The organism is Geomonas subterranea, assembly GCF_019063845.1.
GTDB lineage: Bacteria > Desulfobacterota > Desulfuromonadia > Geobacterales > Geobacteraceae > Geomonas > Geomonas subterranea.
In genome coordinates this window covers 808,566-822,473 of sequence record NZ_CP077683.1, presented here as the reverse complement: position 1 = coordinate 822,473, position 13,908 = coordinate 808,566, and the positions used below count along the sequence as shown (strand labels likewise).

Here is a 13,908-nt window from a genome sequence, read left to right as displayed (position 1 = left end):
GAGGTCACGGCGCATGAAGCGCAGGGAATTCGTCAAATACATGGGGCTCGCGGCCCCCTACTACCGCTGGCTCGCCTGCCGGGCGCTTGCCGCCCAAGGGTCGCTGCTGCTCTCGCCTTTGTGGTCCGGCTCCGCTCAGGCCGCCCCCGGCGCTCCGCTGGTGCCGGTCACCGAGCTTAAGCACTGGTCCACCCCGGATTACACCAGGGTATCCATAACCCTGGACCAGGAGGTGCGCTTCGAGCACCACAAGCTCCCCAACCGGCTCTATCTCGACCTGCAGGGAACGCACCTCAACCCCGGGGTCAGGGACCTCAGCATCGGCGACGGTCTGTTGAAGAGCGTGCGCATCGCCCAGTTCGCCGCCTCCACGGTGCGCGTGGTGCTCGACCTGGACAGCATCAAGGAATACAAGGTCTTCACCTTCTCCGAGCCGTACCGCATCATCGTGGATGTGAAAGGGGACCGCAGGCAGGAGATTTCGGCGTCCAGGGAGGTCATCGAGACCGCCCCCCCCGAGCCGAAGAGCGTGGAAAGGGTGAACCCTGCGGAGAAAGCCAAGCCCGCCGAGAAAGGTAAGCCGGCGAAGTTCAAGCCGGGACGGATCCGCAGGATCGTGATCGACCCGGGGCACGGCGGGCACGATCCGGGCGCGGTGAGCCCCTCCGGAACCAGGGAAAAGGACATCGTGCTGCAGATCGGCCTGGACCTGGCCCAGAAGATACGGGAGGAACTCGGGATCGACGCGGTGATGACCCGCTCCACCGACGTGTTCATCGAGCTGCAGGAGCGGACCGCCATAGCCAACAAGGTCGGCGCCGACCTCTTCGTCTCGATCCACGCCAACGCCTCCTTGAACCGGGGGGCCAACGGCATCGAGACCTATTATCTCAACCTGGCGAAAACCGAGAAGGTGGCCCAGCTCGCGGCCAAGGAGAACGGAACCTCGCTGGAGAAGGTCAGCACGCTGCAGGCCGTCCTCTTCGACCTGATGGCCAACTACAAACTAAACGACTCGGCGCACCTGGCCGACGAAGTGCAAAAGGCGCTCTACAGGAAGGCCCAGACCGGCTACCCGACGGTGAAGAACCTCGGTGTGAAGCAGGGCCCCTTCTACGTCCTCGTAGGCGCCACCATGCCGAGCATCCTGGTGGAGACCGCGTTCCTGAGCAACGAGCGGGACGAACAGAAGCTCAAGGACCCGCACTACCAGGCTCTCACCGCCGACGGCATCCTTGCCGGGATCAAGGGATACATCACCGCCCTCAACAAGGGGTGATGCCACGGGGCATCTGAAGCCATGAACGCAAAAAGGCCAGCGAAATCGCCGGCCTTTTTTAATTGTCCTGTGCCTGCGCCTTACTGCCCGGTGGCCACCGTTGACCCCACCACCTCGACGCCGAAATCAGCCGCCTCCTTCGGCACGTTGGCGATAGCCACCACGAAGCCTATGGACTGGTCGGGTTTGACGCCCAGGTTGGAGAGAGAGTCGCCGAACTGGTTGTTCATGATGGACTCGATCTTGGCCATGGGGAGCGTGCTCAGCTGTTCCGCCGAGAGGCGGTTGCCGCAAAAGGCGGTCTTTTGCAGCAGTACCTTGCCACCCTTGTCGAAGATGCTCACCTTCACCTGGATCGAGGCGCGCGCCTTGCGGAATGAGTTGACCGCCTCGCCGTTCACAACGAACAGCTCGCCCGCCTCCTTGTTCTGATGGAACGAGGCGAGGGCGTTCTTGATGGTGATGCGCCCCTCCTCCGGGACCTCCATGCCTAACCACTTGGCGACGAAACCGATGCCGAACTTGTCGAGCTTTTTCATCGCCTCGGGGCCGCTTTGCATGAGGTACAATCCGGCGCCGCTCAGCGCCAGCACCACAATAGCGGAGATCGCGACGATCGCGACGGTGAGGGCGGAGTGCCCCTTGCGCCGGGAGGAGATGGACAACGGCGGGAGTTCCTCCTCGAAGCCTTGCTCCGGAACGGCAGCGGCGAACGACTTGTCGCCGAAGCTGAAGTCAAGGGACGATTTGGTGGGTTTCCCCCCGGAGGGCTCGGCGGCACCAGACGGCGCCTCGGTCGCCTGGGACGCGGCCACCGCTGCCGCAGCGCCAGCCAGTCCAGCGGCGGCGGCCGCTGCCGGTGCGGCATCCTCGTGGCCGGAGGGAGGCGACGTGGGCGTTTCCGAGAAGGAGAAATCGCCGAAGCTGAATTCCTCGTCCCTGGGGGGTGCACCCCCTGCTCCCCCCCCTGGCGAGCGGGAGCAGCCATTTCGCCCGGCACCTCCCCCTCCTCGTTCTGGTAGTCGGGAGTAACGGGCGCAGCGGCTACGGCTTCCTCCGTGAAAGAGAAGGATGTCGGCTCCGGTTCAGAGGACTGTGCCTGTGCAGGAGCGGTCGTCTCCTCGAAGGAGAAATCGCCGAAATCAAAAGAGTCGCCAGCGGCAGGGGCCGGTTCTTCATTTTGAGAGGCTGCCGGCTCCTCGAAGGAGAAGTCACCGAATTCCACGGCATCGGTTTCGGCCGGTGCTGCCTCCTCCTTGGCCGCCGCAGGCGTCTCCTCAAAGGAGAATTCACCGAAGTCGACGGCGGGTGTTTCAGCGGGAACTTCCTGGGCCGGAGCCGGGTTTTCGTCGAAAGAGAACTCGCCGAAGTCGAAGGCGTCCTCCGCTGGCTGGGCGGCAGCGCCCCTCTCCTCCTTCGCCTGTGGCGCGGATTCCTCGAAGGAGAGTTCGCCAAACGCCATCGCATCGGCTACGGGTGGCGCGGCCTCCTCCTTGCCCGCCGGGGCAGGCTCCTCGAAGGAGAAATCACCGAAGTCGAGGGAAGAATCCGCGGCGGCCGGAGCGGGTTCCGTTGTGGCGGCAGGGGGTTCATCGAACGACAGCTCCCCGAAATCGAGATCGGGCGCCGCCGGAGTCCTGGGGGCGGCCGCGACAGGTTCCTCGTTAAATTCGATCTCGCCGAATTCGCCGGCGGCTGGCAAAGGGGCTTCCTGCCCGGCCGGCATACCGGTTTCCACGTTGATATCGCCGAAATCAAAATCGCCTGAGACGGCTGCTTCCGCGCCTGCGGGAGCTGAGCCAGCTTTCACCTCGGATTCCGGCGCGACGTCGAAGCCGAAGGCATCGTCCTGCTGCGAAGCGGCGGACTCGGCACCGGATTCGGGAAGGGACGCCTCCTCTCCGGCCTGCGCGGATGGAGGTGCAGCGGCCTGCGCCGGGGTGGGAGCCCCGAGTCCGGAAAGAAGCGCATCGAAGTCCGACTCTTCAGCCCTTTGCTCGGCACCGGCCACGAACACGTGCCTGCACTTGGAGCAGCGGACCTTCACGCCGCCCGGCTTCAGCTTGGAATCGTCCAGCCTGAACTTCGTATTGCATTGGTCGCACTGGAGAATCATCGACCCCTCCGGATTTTATTTGAATCTTCCATTAATTTCTCAACGGTTTCCTATAACAGAAGCAAATTATAGTGTCAATCATTCTGGTCGCTGCGGCACCTTTGTGGTATAAATAGCCGGTGTTGCGCATCCCACCGATAATTCAAAAGGAACACCATGAAACGCCGTCCTTTTATATACCTTCTCCTCCTGTTCGCCAACCTGTTCGGTGCATCCGTCGCCCGGGCGGCACCGGAACTCCTCGTGGACCGGGGCACTTTCAACTTCGGCACCGTTGCACAAGGGAAGAAAGTCCAGCACTCCTTCGCGATCAAAAACAACGGGGATGCGCCCTTGCAGATCAAGAAACTGGATGCGTCCTGCGGCTGCACCGCCGCCAAGCCCTCCGCCTCGCTGGTGGCGCCGGGCAAGAGCGCTGAGATAGAGGTCACCTTCGACTCGGCTTCATTCTCCGGCAAGGTAGCGAAGACGGTGACCCTCACCAGCAACGCCGGCAAGACCCCGGTCTACACCTTCACCCTGGAGGGGACCGTGCTCGAGCAGTTGCAGGTCACGCCGCGACAGGTGAGCCTGGGCGCGGTAGGCAGCAGCACTCCCACGCTGGGCAAGGTAAGCATCACCAACAACGGTAACGCGACCGTCAAGCTGCTGAACGTGAGCGTCACCTCCTCGTCGCTGCAGATCAAAGCGACGATCAGGAAGGGAGAACTGAGGCCCGGCGAGACCGGAAGCATAGAGATATCAGTACTGGCGAAGCCGGAAGCCAAGATTCTGAGCGGATACCTGCACATCACCACAAGTCATCCCCAGAAGAAGGAGATTACGGTTCCGGTGTACGCATCCATCCCCAAATAGTGTCGTAGACGCGAAAGGCGCCCCTTTTTAAAAGTTTAATCTTGAGTTGATTCTCAAAATGGTGTAGTAATGAGTTCTTTCCCGGGCGGGTAGCTCAGTTGGATAGAGTACTGGCCTCCGAAGCCAGGGGTCATGGGTTCGAATCCCATCTCGCCCACCAATTTAAGTAATATCGCAAGGTTAGCTCCAAAAAACACGATTGGCAACATTTTGCCAACATTTTTGGGAGGTAACCTTTGCGTGTTCATACCAGAAAACGCGGTGACCAGTATCATTACGTGTGCCGTGTTCCCCGCGACCTGCAGCACCTCTTCCCCGTCAGTCAACTAACCTACAGTCTGAAAACCACGGATGAACGCAACGCCAAGGTTTCCGCGACCGCGGCAGAGTACCGCACGCAGCAACTATTTCTGCAACTGAGGACCGGCATGTTACCTAAGGATCTTGAAAAGCGGCTCGTGAACCAGTACCTGAACAGCTACGCCACGGCACTGCAGGCTGAAGCCACCGGCCAGGAGTTCACCGGCACAGAGGCTGACACCCTGGGCCTGTCAAAGCTGTTTGACGATTGCGCAAAGGGTCACCTCGCCTGGGAGAAAGAAACCTTCGCCACTGCGGATCAATACGAGGGTAGCTCAGACACCCGCGCTATCTCGGCTACCATGCGAGCGGAGATGTTTAAGCTGCTGCTCGCCTCCAAAAGCACGATGGTCACAGACGGCCTTGTCCAAGAGGTTGCCAAGAGGCTGAAGAAAAATCCAGGGATCAAGCTAACCGATGCTGAGTGCAAATCACTGGCGCTCCAGTTGAACAACGCAGACAAGGTAGTCCACGAGGTCGAGAGCGCGATGCTGCGCGGGGAGTGGTCCCCCCTGGAACTACTACAGCAAAAAATCGCCAAGGGCCTGGAAACTCCTTACTACGACCTCAAGACCGTGCTGGCGAAGTACAGGGAGCATTATCTAAATTCTAAACCGAATGTCGCAGAAGGTACTCGCAAAGATATGCTGGTAGAGTGTCGGGTTTTGCTGGAGATTATGGGAAACGTCGGCATTTCAGATTTCAACTCAATGGACTCTGTTACAAAGCTGAAAGGAATTTTACTGAAGTACCCGCTTAACAAACAACAACGGTACGGCGACAAGTCGATACATGCAATTTTGAAGTCTGAGAAGCTATACGAGAAGATAAGTCTAAAGACCGCAAACACCTATCTTGACCGCGCCAAAGACGTTGTGAGGTATGCGGGGAAACACGAAATGCTAAACAAGTCAGCGAACGTGTACGAGGGCGAGCGGTTCGCCGTGGCTAAGGCTGCTCAGGAAGACCGGGCAGCTTACGATTCGGCAGATGTTGCAAGACTGATTGATGCAATCTGCACGCAGCCGCTGCAGGGCCAAAGTACGCCCTACCCTGAGCGGTTCTGGATTATCTTGATCGCGCTGTTTCACGGCCTGCGCCTGGGAAACATTGTCGAGCTGACGAAAGAAGACATTTGTCAGACCGACCGGGGGCTGTGGATCTTCGATCTACGGCGTGGAAAAACCAAAGCCACGGTTCGCCCGGTGGCAATCTGCGACACCCTGCTGCTCTTGGGCTTCTTAGAGTGGGTCGAACAGCTACCTCGAAAGAAATTGTTCCAAGACTCCTCCAGGAGCTTCAGCGCGTGGTACAACCGGGACGAGGTTAACAAGAAGACAGGCCAGCACTTCAGGGGATTCGAGAGTCGATACGTAACCACGGACAAGAAAAAGTGCCTTTACAGCATCAGACACCACTTCGCCGGCAACGTCTTCGAGGTCACCGAGGACTTCATGGTTACATCCAACATGCTGGGCCATAGCACCGAGCAGAAAGTTGGTGCTCGTTACATTAAGGCAACTAAAGCCAAGGCGCTAAAGGAGGTCACGGACAAGATGCGGATGGACATCGACCTGGACATGCTTGAGGCCAGAGCGCAGGAGTTGTTCTTTAAATAAGATCCAGATTTTCCTTTCGCGGGTGAGCGGATGGGAACCCGCGAAAGGCAAGTCGATCTCAATTAAGCACCGCCCCGACCTCCGAGAATGGCTTGTAGAGGGCGTTTGAGAGAGGGTGAAGGCAAGCGCTACCTGCTACTCAGATTTTCTTGTAGCCCTTACGGTGTTCTTGATCTTCAGAACGCTTGCATTTCCAGCGTTCCAAGTATCACACCATAGCGTGGAGCCGACGAGTCACTAAAGAGGTGAACCTCAGCGATAAGGAAACCTGCCATTATATCCCTATGCAAGGTAACCCTGTGTAAATGCCCGTCAAACTTTTCCGCCTGCCCTGGTAGTGTCCCAACCCATTTCCCGATGTTATCTGTTTCTCCCAAAATTGCAGGTAATATAGCCTCTGTATCGGAAACACCTGCCAACGCACCTTCAGCAAATGCAGTTGAATAGGCTATTTTTGCGATGACACGTGCAAATGACACCGGATCGTTTTTCTGAGTGATAGATAGCGCGGTTGCACCTAGCTTCCTCGCAACGTCCTCCGGCTCTATGCCAAATGAGACCGTAGCTATGCCGTCAAGGCGAATACCACTTGTGTACCCTTCTGGGTTAATTAAAGCAGGGGCTGTGAAAACTGGAAAATGGAGTAGTATAGGATATTCATTTGCGTTTAGACTGATAACTTCTTCAATATCATTTCGTTCGATTGTTAATGGGTACTCCTTGGGAGCATCACGATGCTTAGTCCTAGAGTGCAAGTCTCGATAGACACGTACTGCCCAGAGTGGTCCTCTAAGCACAACTTGCTCTTGATTGCCAGTGATGCGTGCACATTGCGGACAAGAGGATTTAGGAAGCACTGCGGTCCCACTAAGGCCCAAAGGAATTATATGTTCTTTCTGCAGATTTTCAGTTGAACCACAGTAAATACAGTATCCGACAGGAGCGTAAACTTTACCGTCGATGGCATTTAACGTCATTTTACCCCCCCCTGTCCGGTCTTGTCTGCGACACTTGAAGTGTCCGTTTCAGGGCCAATATAATGGATTTTATTAGAAATGTCTACTTGTGCTTAACGGTGCGCTGTAGTTTGTGTAAAAACGGTATACCGCTGGGCCACGCCCGCAGTACACACATTTTATGTGTAAAAACCGTTCATTTGTATTTTGTTGACACTAATTACCAAAGGGTCTAGAATGTTTTTACACACTTTGATTGACAGGAGCGCTTGAGATGAAGGGTCAGGTAATCGGGTATCGCAGGGTCAGCAGTCTGGAGCAGAATACCGCAAGGCAGCTCGAAGGGCTGGAGCTGGATGAGGTATTTGAGGACAAGGTATCTGGCAAGGACCGGGAGCGTCCTGAGTTGGAGCGGATGATTAGACACGCCAGGAAAGGCGACAAGGTGGTGGTTCACTCAATGGATCGTATGGCGAGGAACCTTGAAGACCTATTGGCTATTGTCAGGGAGCTGACTGAGAAAGGCGTGTCGGTCGAGTTCATCAAAGAGAAGCAGGTATTCGATGGAAGCGACGACCCTTTTAAGAAGCTCATGCTGCAGTTGCTCGGATCGTTCGCAGAGTTCGAGAGGGCGCTTATCAAGTCCAGACAACGGGAAGGGATCGAACTGAAGAAGGCGGCAGGCGGGTACAAGGGCAAGGGTCGCAAGAAGTCTATCACCGATGAGATGGTAACGAAGATTAAGGAACGGGTTGCGGCAGGCGAAAAGAAAACCAAGATCGCCGCAGACTTCGGAATCTCTAGAGAGTCGATCTACAAATTGCTGAAGGCGTAGGACTCAGGGCCGGGAATCTCCCCCGGCCTTTTCGCTATCAGGGGTCTAGCAGGATGCCGTGGAAGCCATTCTTTCTTACCGGAGCAGAGGGAGTCGCTCATGAACCCTATAGTCCCACGAAAACACCAACTCCGACTACCACGGCAACAATTACGAAAAGGATCACAAACCAAGCTAAACCGTCTTGGTGCCAATCCGTGTTTTCATTTCCAGTTGTGCTAGGTTCCAAAGATGTGGGTGTGGTCGGCGGAGCCGGAGACTTCGTAGATTTCAGATCCCGATCCAAGCGTTCCTCGTACTGGTTATAGAGATAAAGCTCATCCTCTAAGGACTTGACTCTCAGAGAGATATATCTTGCAAGAGCTACTTTCTCGTCTCCCTTACTGTCGGAGATTGCCTTTGCCCACAAGCCATCCTTCCGAACCCCCTCACCTAATTCATTATGCACGATCTCATAAAGTTGCTCTTCAGTATAGCGATTGAAAATTCTTTTATGCTTAATGTGGTCGATAAGTCCCATCTTGCATCCTCCGTACATTGTGAAGAGGTGTCGGACATAGGAACGACTGGAGGTCTCAAAGCCATAAGGCATCGGGTTAGATCCTCTCCAGCCTCAGGTTAGAAACGAGCAACAATCTAAACCACTTTTTGTGTTCCTGCAATCTCTTTTGCCTATGCTGGAAGGGTTCCCATAGACCTAGCATAACTGCGCTTTCGACCCAGGACGCGCCTGCAGTTGAAACTTTTTTTTGTGGGATGCTCTTGTTCTATCCAGGGGCGGCTTCTGTGTCGTGGTCTTGCTGCACATCTCAGCCAGTGATGCCGTCGAACTGAGGTTTGTAGATCGGCAGGGTAGACGGTGGGGTCTTCCAGCGCTTCGTCGGCCTGGGCCTCTTGTAGCTGCTTTCGGATGGATTCCAGACACCGCACCGGCAACGTGTACCGGGAGTAAATCCGTAGGAACCGCAGAAGGGGCATTTGGTGCCGTCGCCTGCGTATGGGATTTCGATGTTCCGGCGCTGGGAGCGCGGAAGGTGGAGCGTGTGTTCTGTCACTGCGAAATTTCCTTTTTCAAAACTAAGGGTAGCTACGGTATAGGGAGGAGCAAAATGTCCACATAGAAGGCGAATTTGGAGGTCGTTTTCACACTTCTACGCTGACGAAGTGTGGTTGTAGCCCCTGGATGGACAACCAGGAGCGGATTACGGCTTCCGCTACTGCGGGATTGGTGGCCGGGATGCTGACTCGGCGTGTGATAGTCTTGCCGTCGATGCGGCAGGCGTAGGTTGCTTTGTGAAGCTGCAAGGCGTCTCCTTGGTACAAGAAGAGCCGCCCGGTGGGGCGGCTCCTGGATCTGTTTCTCTGTGGTGGTGTATTGAGACTCAGGCGGGACTGAGTGCAACAGTGCTAACATCCTCGCAGTCACGGCCTATTTTGGAGCAGATCATGCCGGCCACTATCGAGCAGGCCTTCTGAGGATCTTCTGCCGGCACAGCGATGGAGCCGCACCGGGTGGTGCCGTCTATGAGGTCGGCAGTCCAGCCGACCATATATTGCTGCTTAGGCATGAGAGGCCTCTTGAGCGACAGGCAAGAGAAGGACGCGGTAGGTTCGCCCCTGGACACACTTAGTATCCAGGATGGTGAATTGCTCGCCGTTGAGAGCGGTGACGGTGTTACCGTGATAGAAGCCTTCCATGTCGCTATTGGTGTAGATCTCGATGGGGTCGAGGTTCAGCGAGGTAAAGGTGTGACCGGATTGGTTGGTATAGGTTTGGATCATGGATTATCCTTTGATTTAGTGTAGGATCGGCGGCAAGGGGGTATGAGGCCCTTGCCGCCTGTGGAGAACCCGGCGCATCCCCGCACGGGTGGGCAACCGCAGTTGCTGAAGCTGCGGAGGGATTATGAGAGACGCGCCAGTTGGGCGAGACTCTTAATGATCGCGGTCATGGTATGGATGGTGACCAAGGCGTCTGCCTCGGCCTCGGCGTGTGCCCGGATCTGGTCCAGGATCATCGCCTTTAACTCGAAGTCATCCAGGTGGGCTAAAGTTTCGGGATCATCTTTGCGTATATCGGCTGCGGTGCGGTCGATGTAGGCCTTCAACCCAGGACTAAGCAAGATCGGCCTCCAGTATCTCCAGGAGGTACTTTGCGATGTCCCGAAGTTGGGCAAGGGTCGCTTTGGAGTGCTTGGCCTTCATACTGTCGAGGTGAGACAGAAGGATCGCCGGGGATCTGCGGTAAACTGCTTCGATGGTGGCATGCAGGGTTTCGACTTGATCGACGTGAAGCTCCTTGTCGGCTTCGTTGCGGTCAAAGATGGTTTGGATCTGGTTGTAGATTTCTGCTTGGTTCATAGGTCTCTCCGTTGTTGATACTGCCTCAAGATGATGGCTGCTAAGTAGTTGAATCGTGGTGGCCTGTGGCCAGACACAAGTATGTAGTTACAGGGTGGCGCGTCGTAGCAGTTCAGACCACCAGGGCTGTAGCTTCCTGCGGCTGGATCTGGGACCGGGGATAACGTAGGCAAAGTGCTTACCGAACAGGTCAACAACAGCCTCCTGCATCGTCATGGAGTTACAGCCGAAAGTCGCTAAACTACTGACTTTAGAAAGCAGTTCCGCGCCCTGCCGCAGGGCTGCAGTCCCGCGCAGTTTGAGTTCATATCTGATCCAGTTGTACTTTAGCTGGTTCCCCGGTTCGTAAATCCGCTGATTCGGGCAGAGATGCTTCGGGTAGAAGAGGACTTTGCAATAGCTGCGACCATGCCTGCCGTAGTAAATCGACGTTCCCCCGTAGAACTCCGGCTCTGTAGGCTTCCCCCGGTAGTCCTTCAAGAAGGTTGATCGAATGAAGTCCTTGTAGCGGTGCGGTAGAGACTGCTCGTAGATCTGGGCAACCGGGGTGACGCCTGCCGTGTCATCTATAACAAGGTCGATCTCCGATACGTGCGCGTCGAGTTCGTTAGCACCGTCAATCAGTTTCTGCAGGTCGAGAGGCCGAAGAGCGTTCAAGGAACTGCGGCTGAAGGCAAGCCCATGGATCTGCAGCAGGTTTCTTCGACCGAAAGTCGAGGTGGAGTCTGAGTGGAAGGCGGCGAGAACATCGCCGTTTGTGGTCGTGAGTAGTCGAGTTGATCGGTACCACTTCTGTTTTTTCTTCTTCGTCGGTCGGAAGTCATCGGCTGAGATGCCGATGAAGAGGGTCTGCACTATCTTCTCCAGGCTGTATGCCTCGGAGAAGGTCAAATGTAAGTGGTCGATCCCGGTCGTTACTTGTCCTTGCACGTTGTCCTTTCTGGTGTTTAAAATTTCATTCCTCTACAAATTTATATACGCGCTGGTCGCCGGATTTTCCGCGACAATGGCAACTTTATGAATAAAGGTGCTATCACTGTTCTATGTACATAGCAGCGGTCTCTTTCTGCCACCGAGATGGAATTTTTTTTGGGGACAGTGGTGTGGAAGTGAAGACTATTGGCTTCTGCGAAAGGAAAGAGGGTGGGGGGGAGTTACCCATTTTGGGTGGTGTCGATGTGCTGGGTGACGTGTACTAGATCTGGGGAGAGGATGGAGACTTCGGGAATACTACGGTAACCCCTGACAAATAGTTTAATATCGAACTATATATTTGTACGTTACGGGCTTAGAGAGGTTGCATATCGGGTGACAGAGCACACAGCCGTTGCTATCTCACTGCGGGTCTGCTATCTTGTTGACAACATCCTGCCAACATTTTGCTCCATCTATCCAGGAGCTTCCCTTGCGATTACACTGAGTTGGCGAGTTGGTGGGTTTTCCCGTCTCGCCCACCAAGCTTAAACACAGACATACCAGTCTAGACAAAAGGCCCTGAGATATCAGGGCCTTTTTGTTTACCAGCGGCGGTGCTAATCACATATTGAAGTTGCTCCGCGGAGAGACGTCTGACAGCCAGCAAGGAGCGGAGCGGCAATAAGGCTCCCCGCGTGCCGCTTGCGTTTTCTGAAGCCGGGAGAGGCGGCTCCCATCGGGTCGAGAAAGGCCTGAAGGCCCGCCAAATCCACGAGCCGCGCGCGTTAAGCCCTCGCTACCTTGTCGTTGCGTACATGACCAAGCAGTGCCGCAAGCCAGAGCATGGCGTCCGCGGTCACCGTCTGAAGGCGCAGTTCCAACTCCTAGCGGGCGAACGCGGCGTGAAGCGTGAAAAGTGCCGTTACGGCCGCCGTCAAGACGATACCGATCACGATACAGGTAATCCGGCCATAGGCGAACTCGCGCATTTGGGAGGCAGAGAGAAATGGCTTTACGGGGATCCGGTCGCGGGGGCAGGGCTCGGAGGCAGTACAGGTTCATTCGCCAGCACGACGATCTCGACCCGGCGGTTCTGAGCCCGTCCTTCAGCCGTGGAATTGGCCGCTATGGGCTGGTATTCGGCGTACCCGGCAGCTGAGATGCCCCTAGGGTCGACGCCGTAGCGTCGGGTGAGCAGTTTGACGAGGGAAGTAGCACGGGCGGTGGAAAGGTCCCAGTTGGAAGGAAACCGTCCGGTTGAGATCGGTCTGTCGTCGGTGTGTCCCTCCACCCGGCATCGGTTGGCGTGCTGGGTCAGAATTCCTGCTATGGCCTCCACGATAGCCAAAGATTCCGTATTGACCTCGGCGCTGCCGGAGTTGAAAAAGACACCGTCTTCCAGTCTCACCACGAGACCTCTCTGATTCAAGGAGATCTTGACCCGATCAGAAAACCCGGTCTTGGCGAGGTAGGCGTCGAGCATTCTCTTCATGCCCTGGATCTCCAACTCTCCTGCCAATGGCTTCCCTCCCACTAACGCAGGCAGGCGTGCTGCGACCGGCTGCCGCTGCGGCGCACCGGGTACGGCACCGACACTGCCGCTGTCAATGACCGCAGGTTTGCTGCCAACAGACGTGATGCCGAGGGCGTTCTGGAAGGAGTCGGCGACCTGCTGGGCTTTCTTTGCGTCCGCCTGGGACATGGCATAGAGGGTTACGAAAACGGCGAAGAGCAATGTGAGCAGGTCTCCGTAAGACACCAGCCAGCGCTCGTGATTGGGTTCTTTATCCGGTTCCTTTTTCCTGGCCATGACGTTGCTCCTTCATGCCTGATGCTGCCCCGCTGCAAGAGCCGGATCAGGTCGCAGGCAGCGGGCAGATTCGGCGTTCAAAAGTGTACCATACAGTACAGTTTTCCATGTGGACAAAATATAACAACGTCGTGTAGAATGCAATCCCAAAATTCTGGTGGTGCGTGGAGTACTGGCAATGAAGACGAAATCGGAAGAAAAAAGGCAGGCCATCGTGAATGAAGCGGCCCAGGCTTTCCGGGCCATGGGATTTGAGCGCACCTCCATGTCCGAGATCTGTTCCAGGGTCGGTGGATCGAAGGCCACGATCTACAATTACTTCCCCTCCAAGGAGGAACTGTTTGCCGAAGTGATCCTGCAATCGACGCAGGCCGAGTTCGACGCGGTTCATGCCTGCATAGACAAATCAACGGGCGATATTGCCGATTCTCTCAGGACCTTCGGAAAGAAACTACTGTCATTTCTCTACTCGCACGAGATTCAGGCGAGCCGCCACATGGCGATCGCCCAGGCCAAACACTCCGAGCTGGGCCGAGTCATATACGAACGTGGTGTCATGCGCAGCCAAAAGCTGGTTGCGGAGTTCCTGAAAGAATCGATGGCTGCAGGAAAACTCAGGCAAGCCCCACCCGAGATCGCAACCCGCCACCTGATCAGCCTGTTGGAGTCGGAATTCATCGACCGATTCCTTTTCCACCTCTCCACCGAGGAACTCACCGAGGCCGAAATCACCGAGGCCACCACCCGTGCCATAGAGGTCTTTATGGCTGCCTACGCGCCCAAACCGTGACCATCTGAGTCG

14 protein-coding genes, 1 tRNA gene and 1 pseudogene are annotated in these 13,908 nt (G+C 56.1%); 7 read left to right on the top strand and 9 right to left on the bottom strand.

Annotation, left to right across the window (positions count from 1 at the left end; translation table 11 throughout):
- The first annotated feature begins 13 nt into the window (after nucleotides 1-13).
- The gene (locus KP001_RS03625; protein WP_217288222.1) at nucleotides 14-1,279 is read left to right on the top strand and encodes an N-acetylmuramoyl-L-alanine amidase; all 1,266 of its coding nucleotides are present in this window, start codon (nucleotides 14-16) and stop codon (nucleotides 1,277-1,279) included.
- Nucleotides 1,280-1,359: 80 nt separating this feature from the next.
- Here KP001_RS03625 and KP001_RS21885 read toward each other — a convergent pair whose 3' ends face one another.
- Nucleotides 1,360-1,944 (bottom strand): DUF3426 domain-containing protein, encoded by a 585-nt coding sequence (locus KP001_RS21885; protein ID WP_239027882.1) that lies wholly within the window; start codon nucleotides 1,942-1,944, stop codon nucleotides 1,360-1,362.
- Complete coding sequence (locus KP001_RS03620) at nucleotides 1,860-3,395, bottom strand: zinc-ribbon domain-containing protein (protein ID WP_239027881.1); 1,536 nt, start codon at nucleotides 3,393-3,395, stop codon at nucleotides 1,860-1,862. The genes KP001_RS21885 and KP001_RS03620 overlap by 85 nt, the downstream gene beginning before the upstream one ends.
- Nucleotides 3,396-3,551: 156 nt before the next feature.
- On the opposite strand from KP001_RS03620, the gene KP001_RS03615 reads away from it, so the two are divergent.
- The 4 genes and pseudogenes from KP001_RS03615 to KP001_RS03605 all read left to right on the top strand — a co-directional run bounded on the left by KP001_RS03615 (nucleotide 3,552) and on the right by KP001_RS03605 (nucleotide 6,229).
- Nucleotides 3,552-4,250: a DUF1573 domain-containing protein gene (locus KP001_RS03615; protein WP_217288221.1), complete on the top strand. Its 699-nt coding sequence runs from the start codon at nucleotides 3,552-3,554 to the stop codon at nucleotides 4,248-4,250.
- Nucleotides 4,251-4,333: 83 nt separating this feature from the next.
- A tRNA-Arg gene (locus tag KP001_RS03610) sits at nucleotides 4,334-4,410 on the top strand.
- Between the two features lie 76 nt (nucleotides 4,411-4,486).
- Nucleotides 4,487-4,663 (top strand): annotated as a pseudogene (locus tag KP001_RS22340) (DUF6538 domain-containing protein); the annotation flags it as partial.
- Nucleotides 4,664-4,678: 15 nt separating this feature from the next.
- Nucleotides 4,679-6,229, top strand: coding sequence for a tyrosine-type recombinase/integrase (locus KP001_RS03605; protein ID WP_217288220.1), 1,551 nt, complete (start codon nucleotides 4,679-4,681; stop codon nucleotides 6,227-6,229).
- A gap of 176 nt (nucleotides 6,230-6,405) precedes the next feature.
- Here the strand turns inward: KP001_RS03605 and KP001_RS03600 are convergent, their stop codons facing one another.
- Nucleotides 6,406-7,206 (bottom strand): HNH endonuclease, encoded by an 801-nt coding sequence (locus tag KP001_RS03600; RefSeq protein WP_217288219.1) that lies wholly within the window; start codon nucleotides 7,204-7,206, stop codon nucleotides 6,406-6,408.
- A gap of 253 nt (nucleotides 7,207-7,459) precedes the next feature.
- Here KP001_RS03600 and KP001_RS03595 point away from each other — a divergent pair, with 253 nt between their 5' ends.
- Nucleotides 7,460-8,020 (top strand): recombinase family protein, encoded by a 561-nt coding sequence (locus tag KP001_RS03595; RefSeq protein WP_217288218.1) that lies wholly within the window; start codon nucleotides 7,460-7,462, stop codon nucleotides 8,018-8,020.
- 106 nt (nucleotides 8,021-8,126) lie between these two features.
- Here the strand turns inward: KP001_RS03595 and KP001_RS03590 are convergent, their stop codons facing one another.
- From KP001_RS03590 to KP001_RS03565, 6 genes are all read right to left on the bottom strand, one after another.
- On the bottom strand, nucleotides 8,127-8,540 hold the full coding sequence (locus KP001_RS03590) for a hypothetical protein (RefSeq protein WP_217288217.1): 414 nt from the start codon (nucleotides 8,538-8,540) through the stop codon (nucleotides 8,127-8,129).
- A gap of 1,040 nt (nucleotides 8,541-9,580) precedes the next feature.
- A complete protein-coding gene (locus KP001_RS03585; RefSeq protein WP_217288216.1) occupies nucleotides 9,581-9,802 on the bottom strand; it encodes a hypothetical protein in 222 nt (73 codons plus the stop codon).
- A gap of 122 nt (nucleotides 9,803-9,924) precedes the next feature.
- Complete coding sequence (locus KP001_RS03580; protein ID WP_217288215.1) at nucleotides 9,925-10,143, bottom strand: hypothetical protein; 219 nt, start codon at nucleotides 10,141-10,143, stop codon at nucleotides 9,925-9,927.
- The gene (locus KP001_RS03575; RefSeq protein ID WP_217288214.1) at nucleotides 10,136-10,381 is read right to left on the bottom strand and encodes a hypothetical protein; all 246 of its coding nucleotides are present in this window, start codon (nucleotides 10,379-10,381) and stop codon (nucleotides 10,136-10,138) included. Before KP001_RS03575 ends, KP001_RS03580 begins: the two co-directional genes overlap by 8 nt.
- Before the next feature lie 87 nt (nucleotides 10,382-10,468).
- The gene (locus KP001_RS03570; RefSeq protein ID WP_217288213.1) at nucleotides 10,469-11,236 is read right to left on the bottom strand and encodes a replication initiation factor domain-containing protein; all 768 of its coding nucleotides are present in this window, start codon (nucleotides 11,234-11,236) and stop codon (nucleotides 10,469-10,471) included.
- 1,072 nt (nucleotides 11,237-12,308) lie between these two features.
- Nucleotides 12,309-13,106, bottom strand: a complete 798-nt coding sequence (locus KP001_RS03565; protein ID WP_217288212.1) for an OmpA/MotB family protein — start codon at nucleotides 13,104-13,106, stop codon at nucleotides 12,309-12,311.
- A 178-nt stretch (nucleotides 13,107-13,284) separates the two neighbouring features.
- On the opposite strand from KP001_RS03565, the gene KP001_RS03560 reads away from it, so the two are divergent.
- Nucleotides 13,285-13,896 (top strand): TetR/AcrR family transcriptional regulator, encoded by a 612-nt coding sequence (locus KP001_RS03560; protein WP_217288211.1) that lies wholly within the window; start codon nucleotides 13,285-13,287, stop codon nucleotides 13,894-13,896.
- Nucleotides 13,897-13,908: the final 12 nt, after the last annotated feature.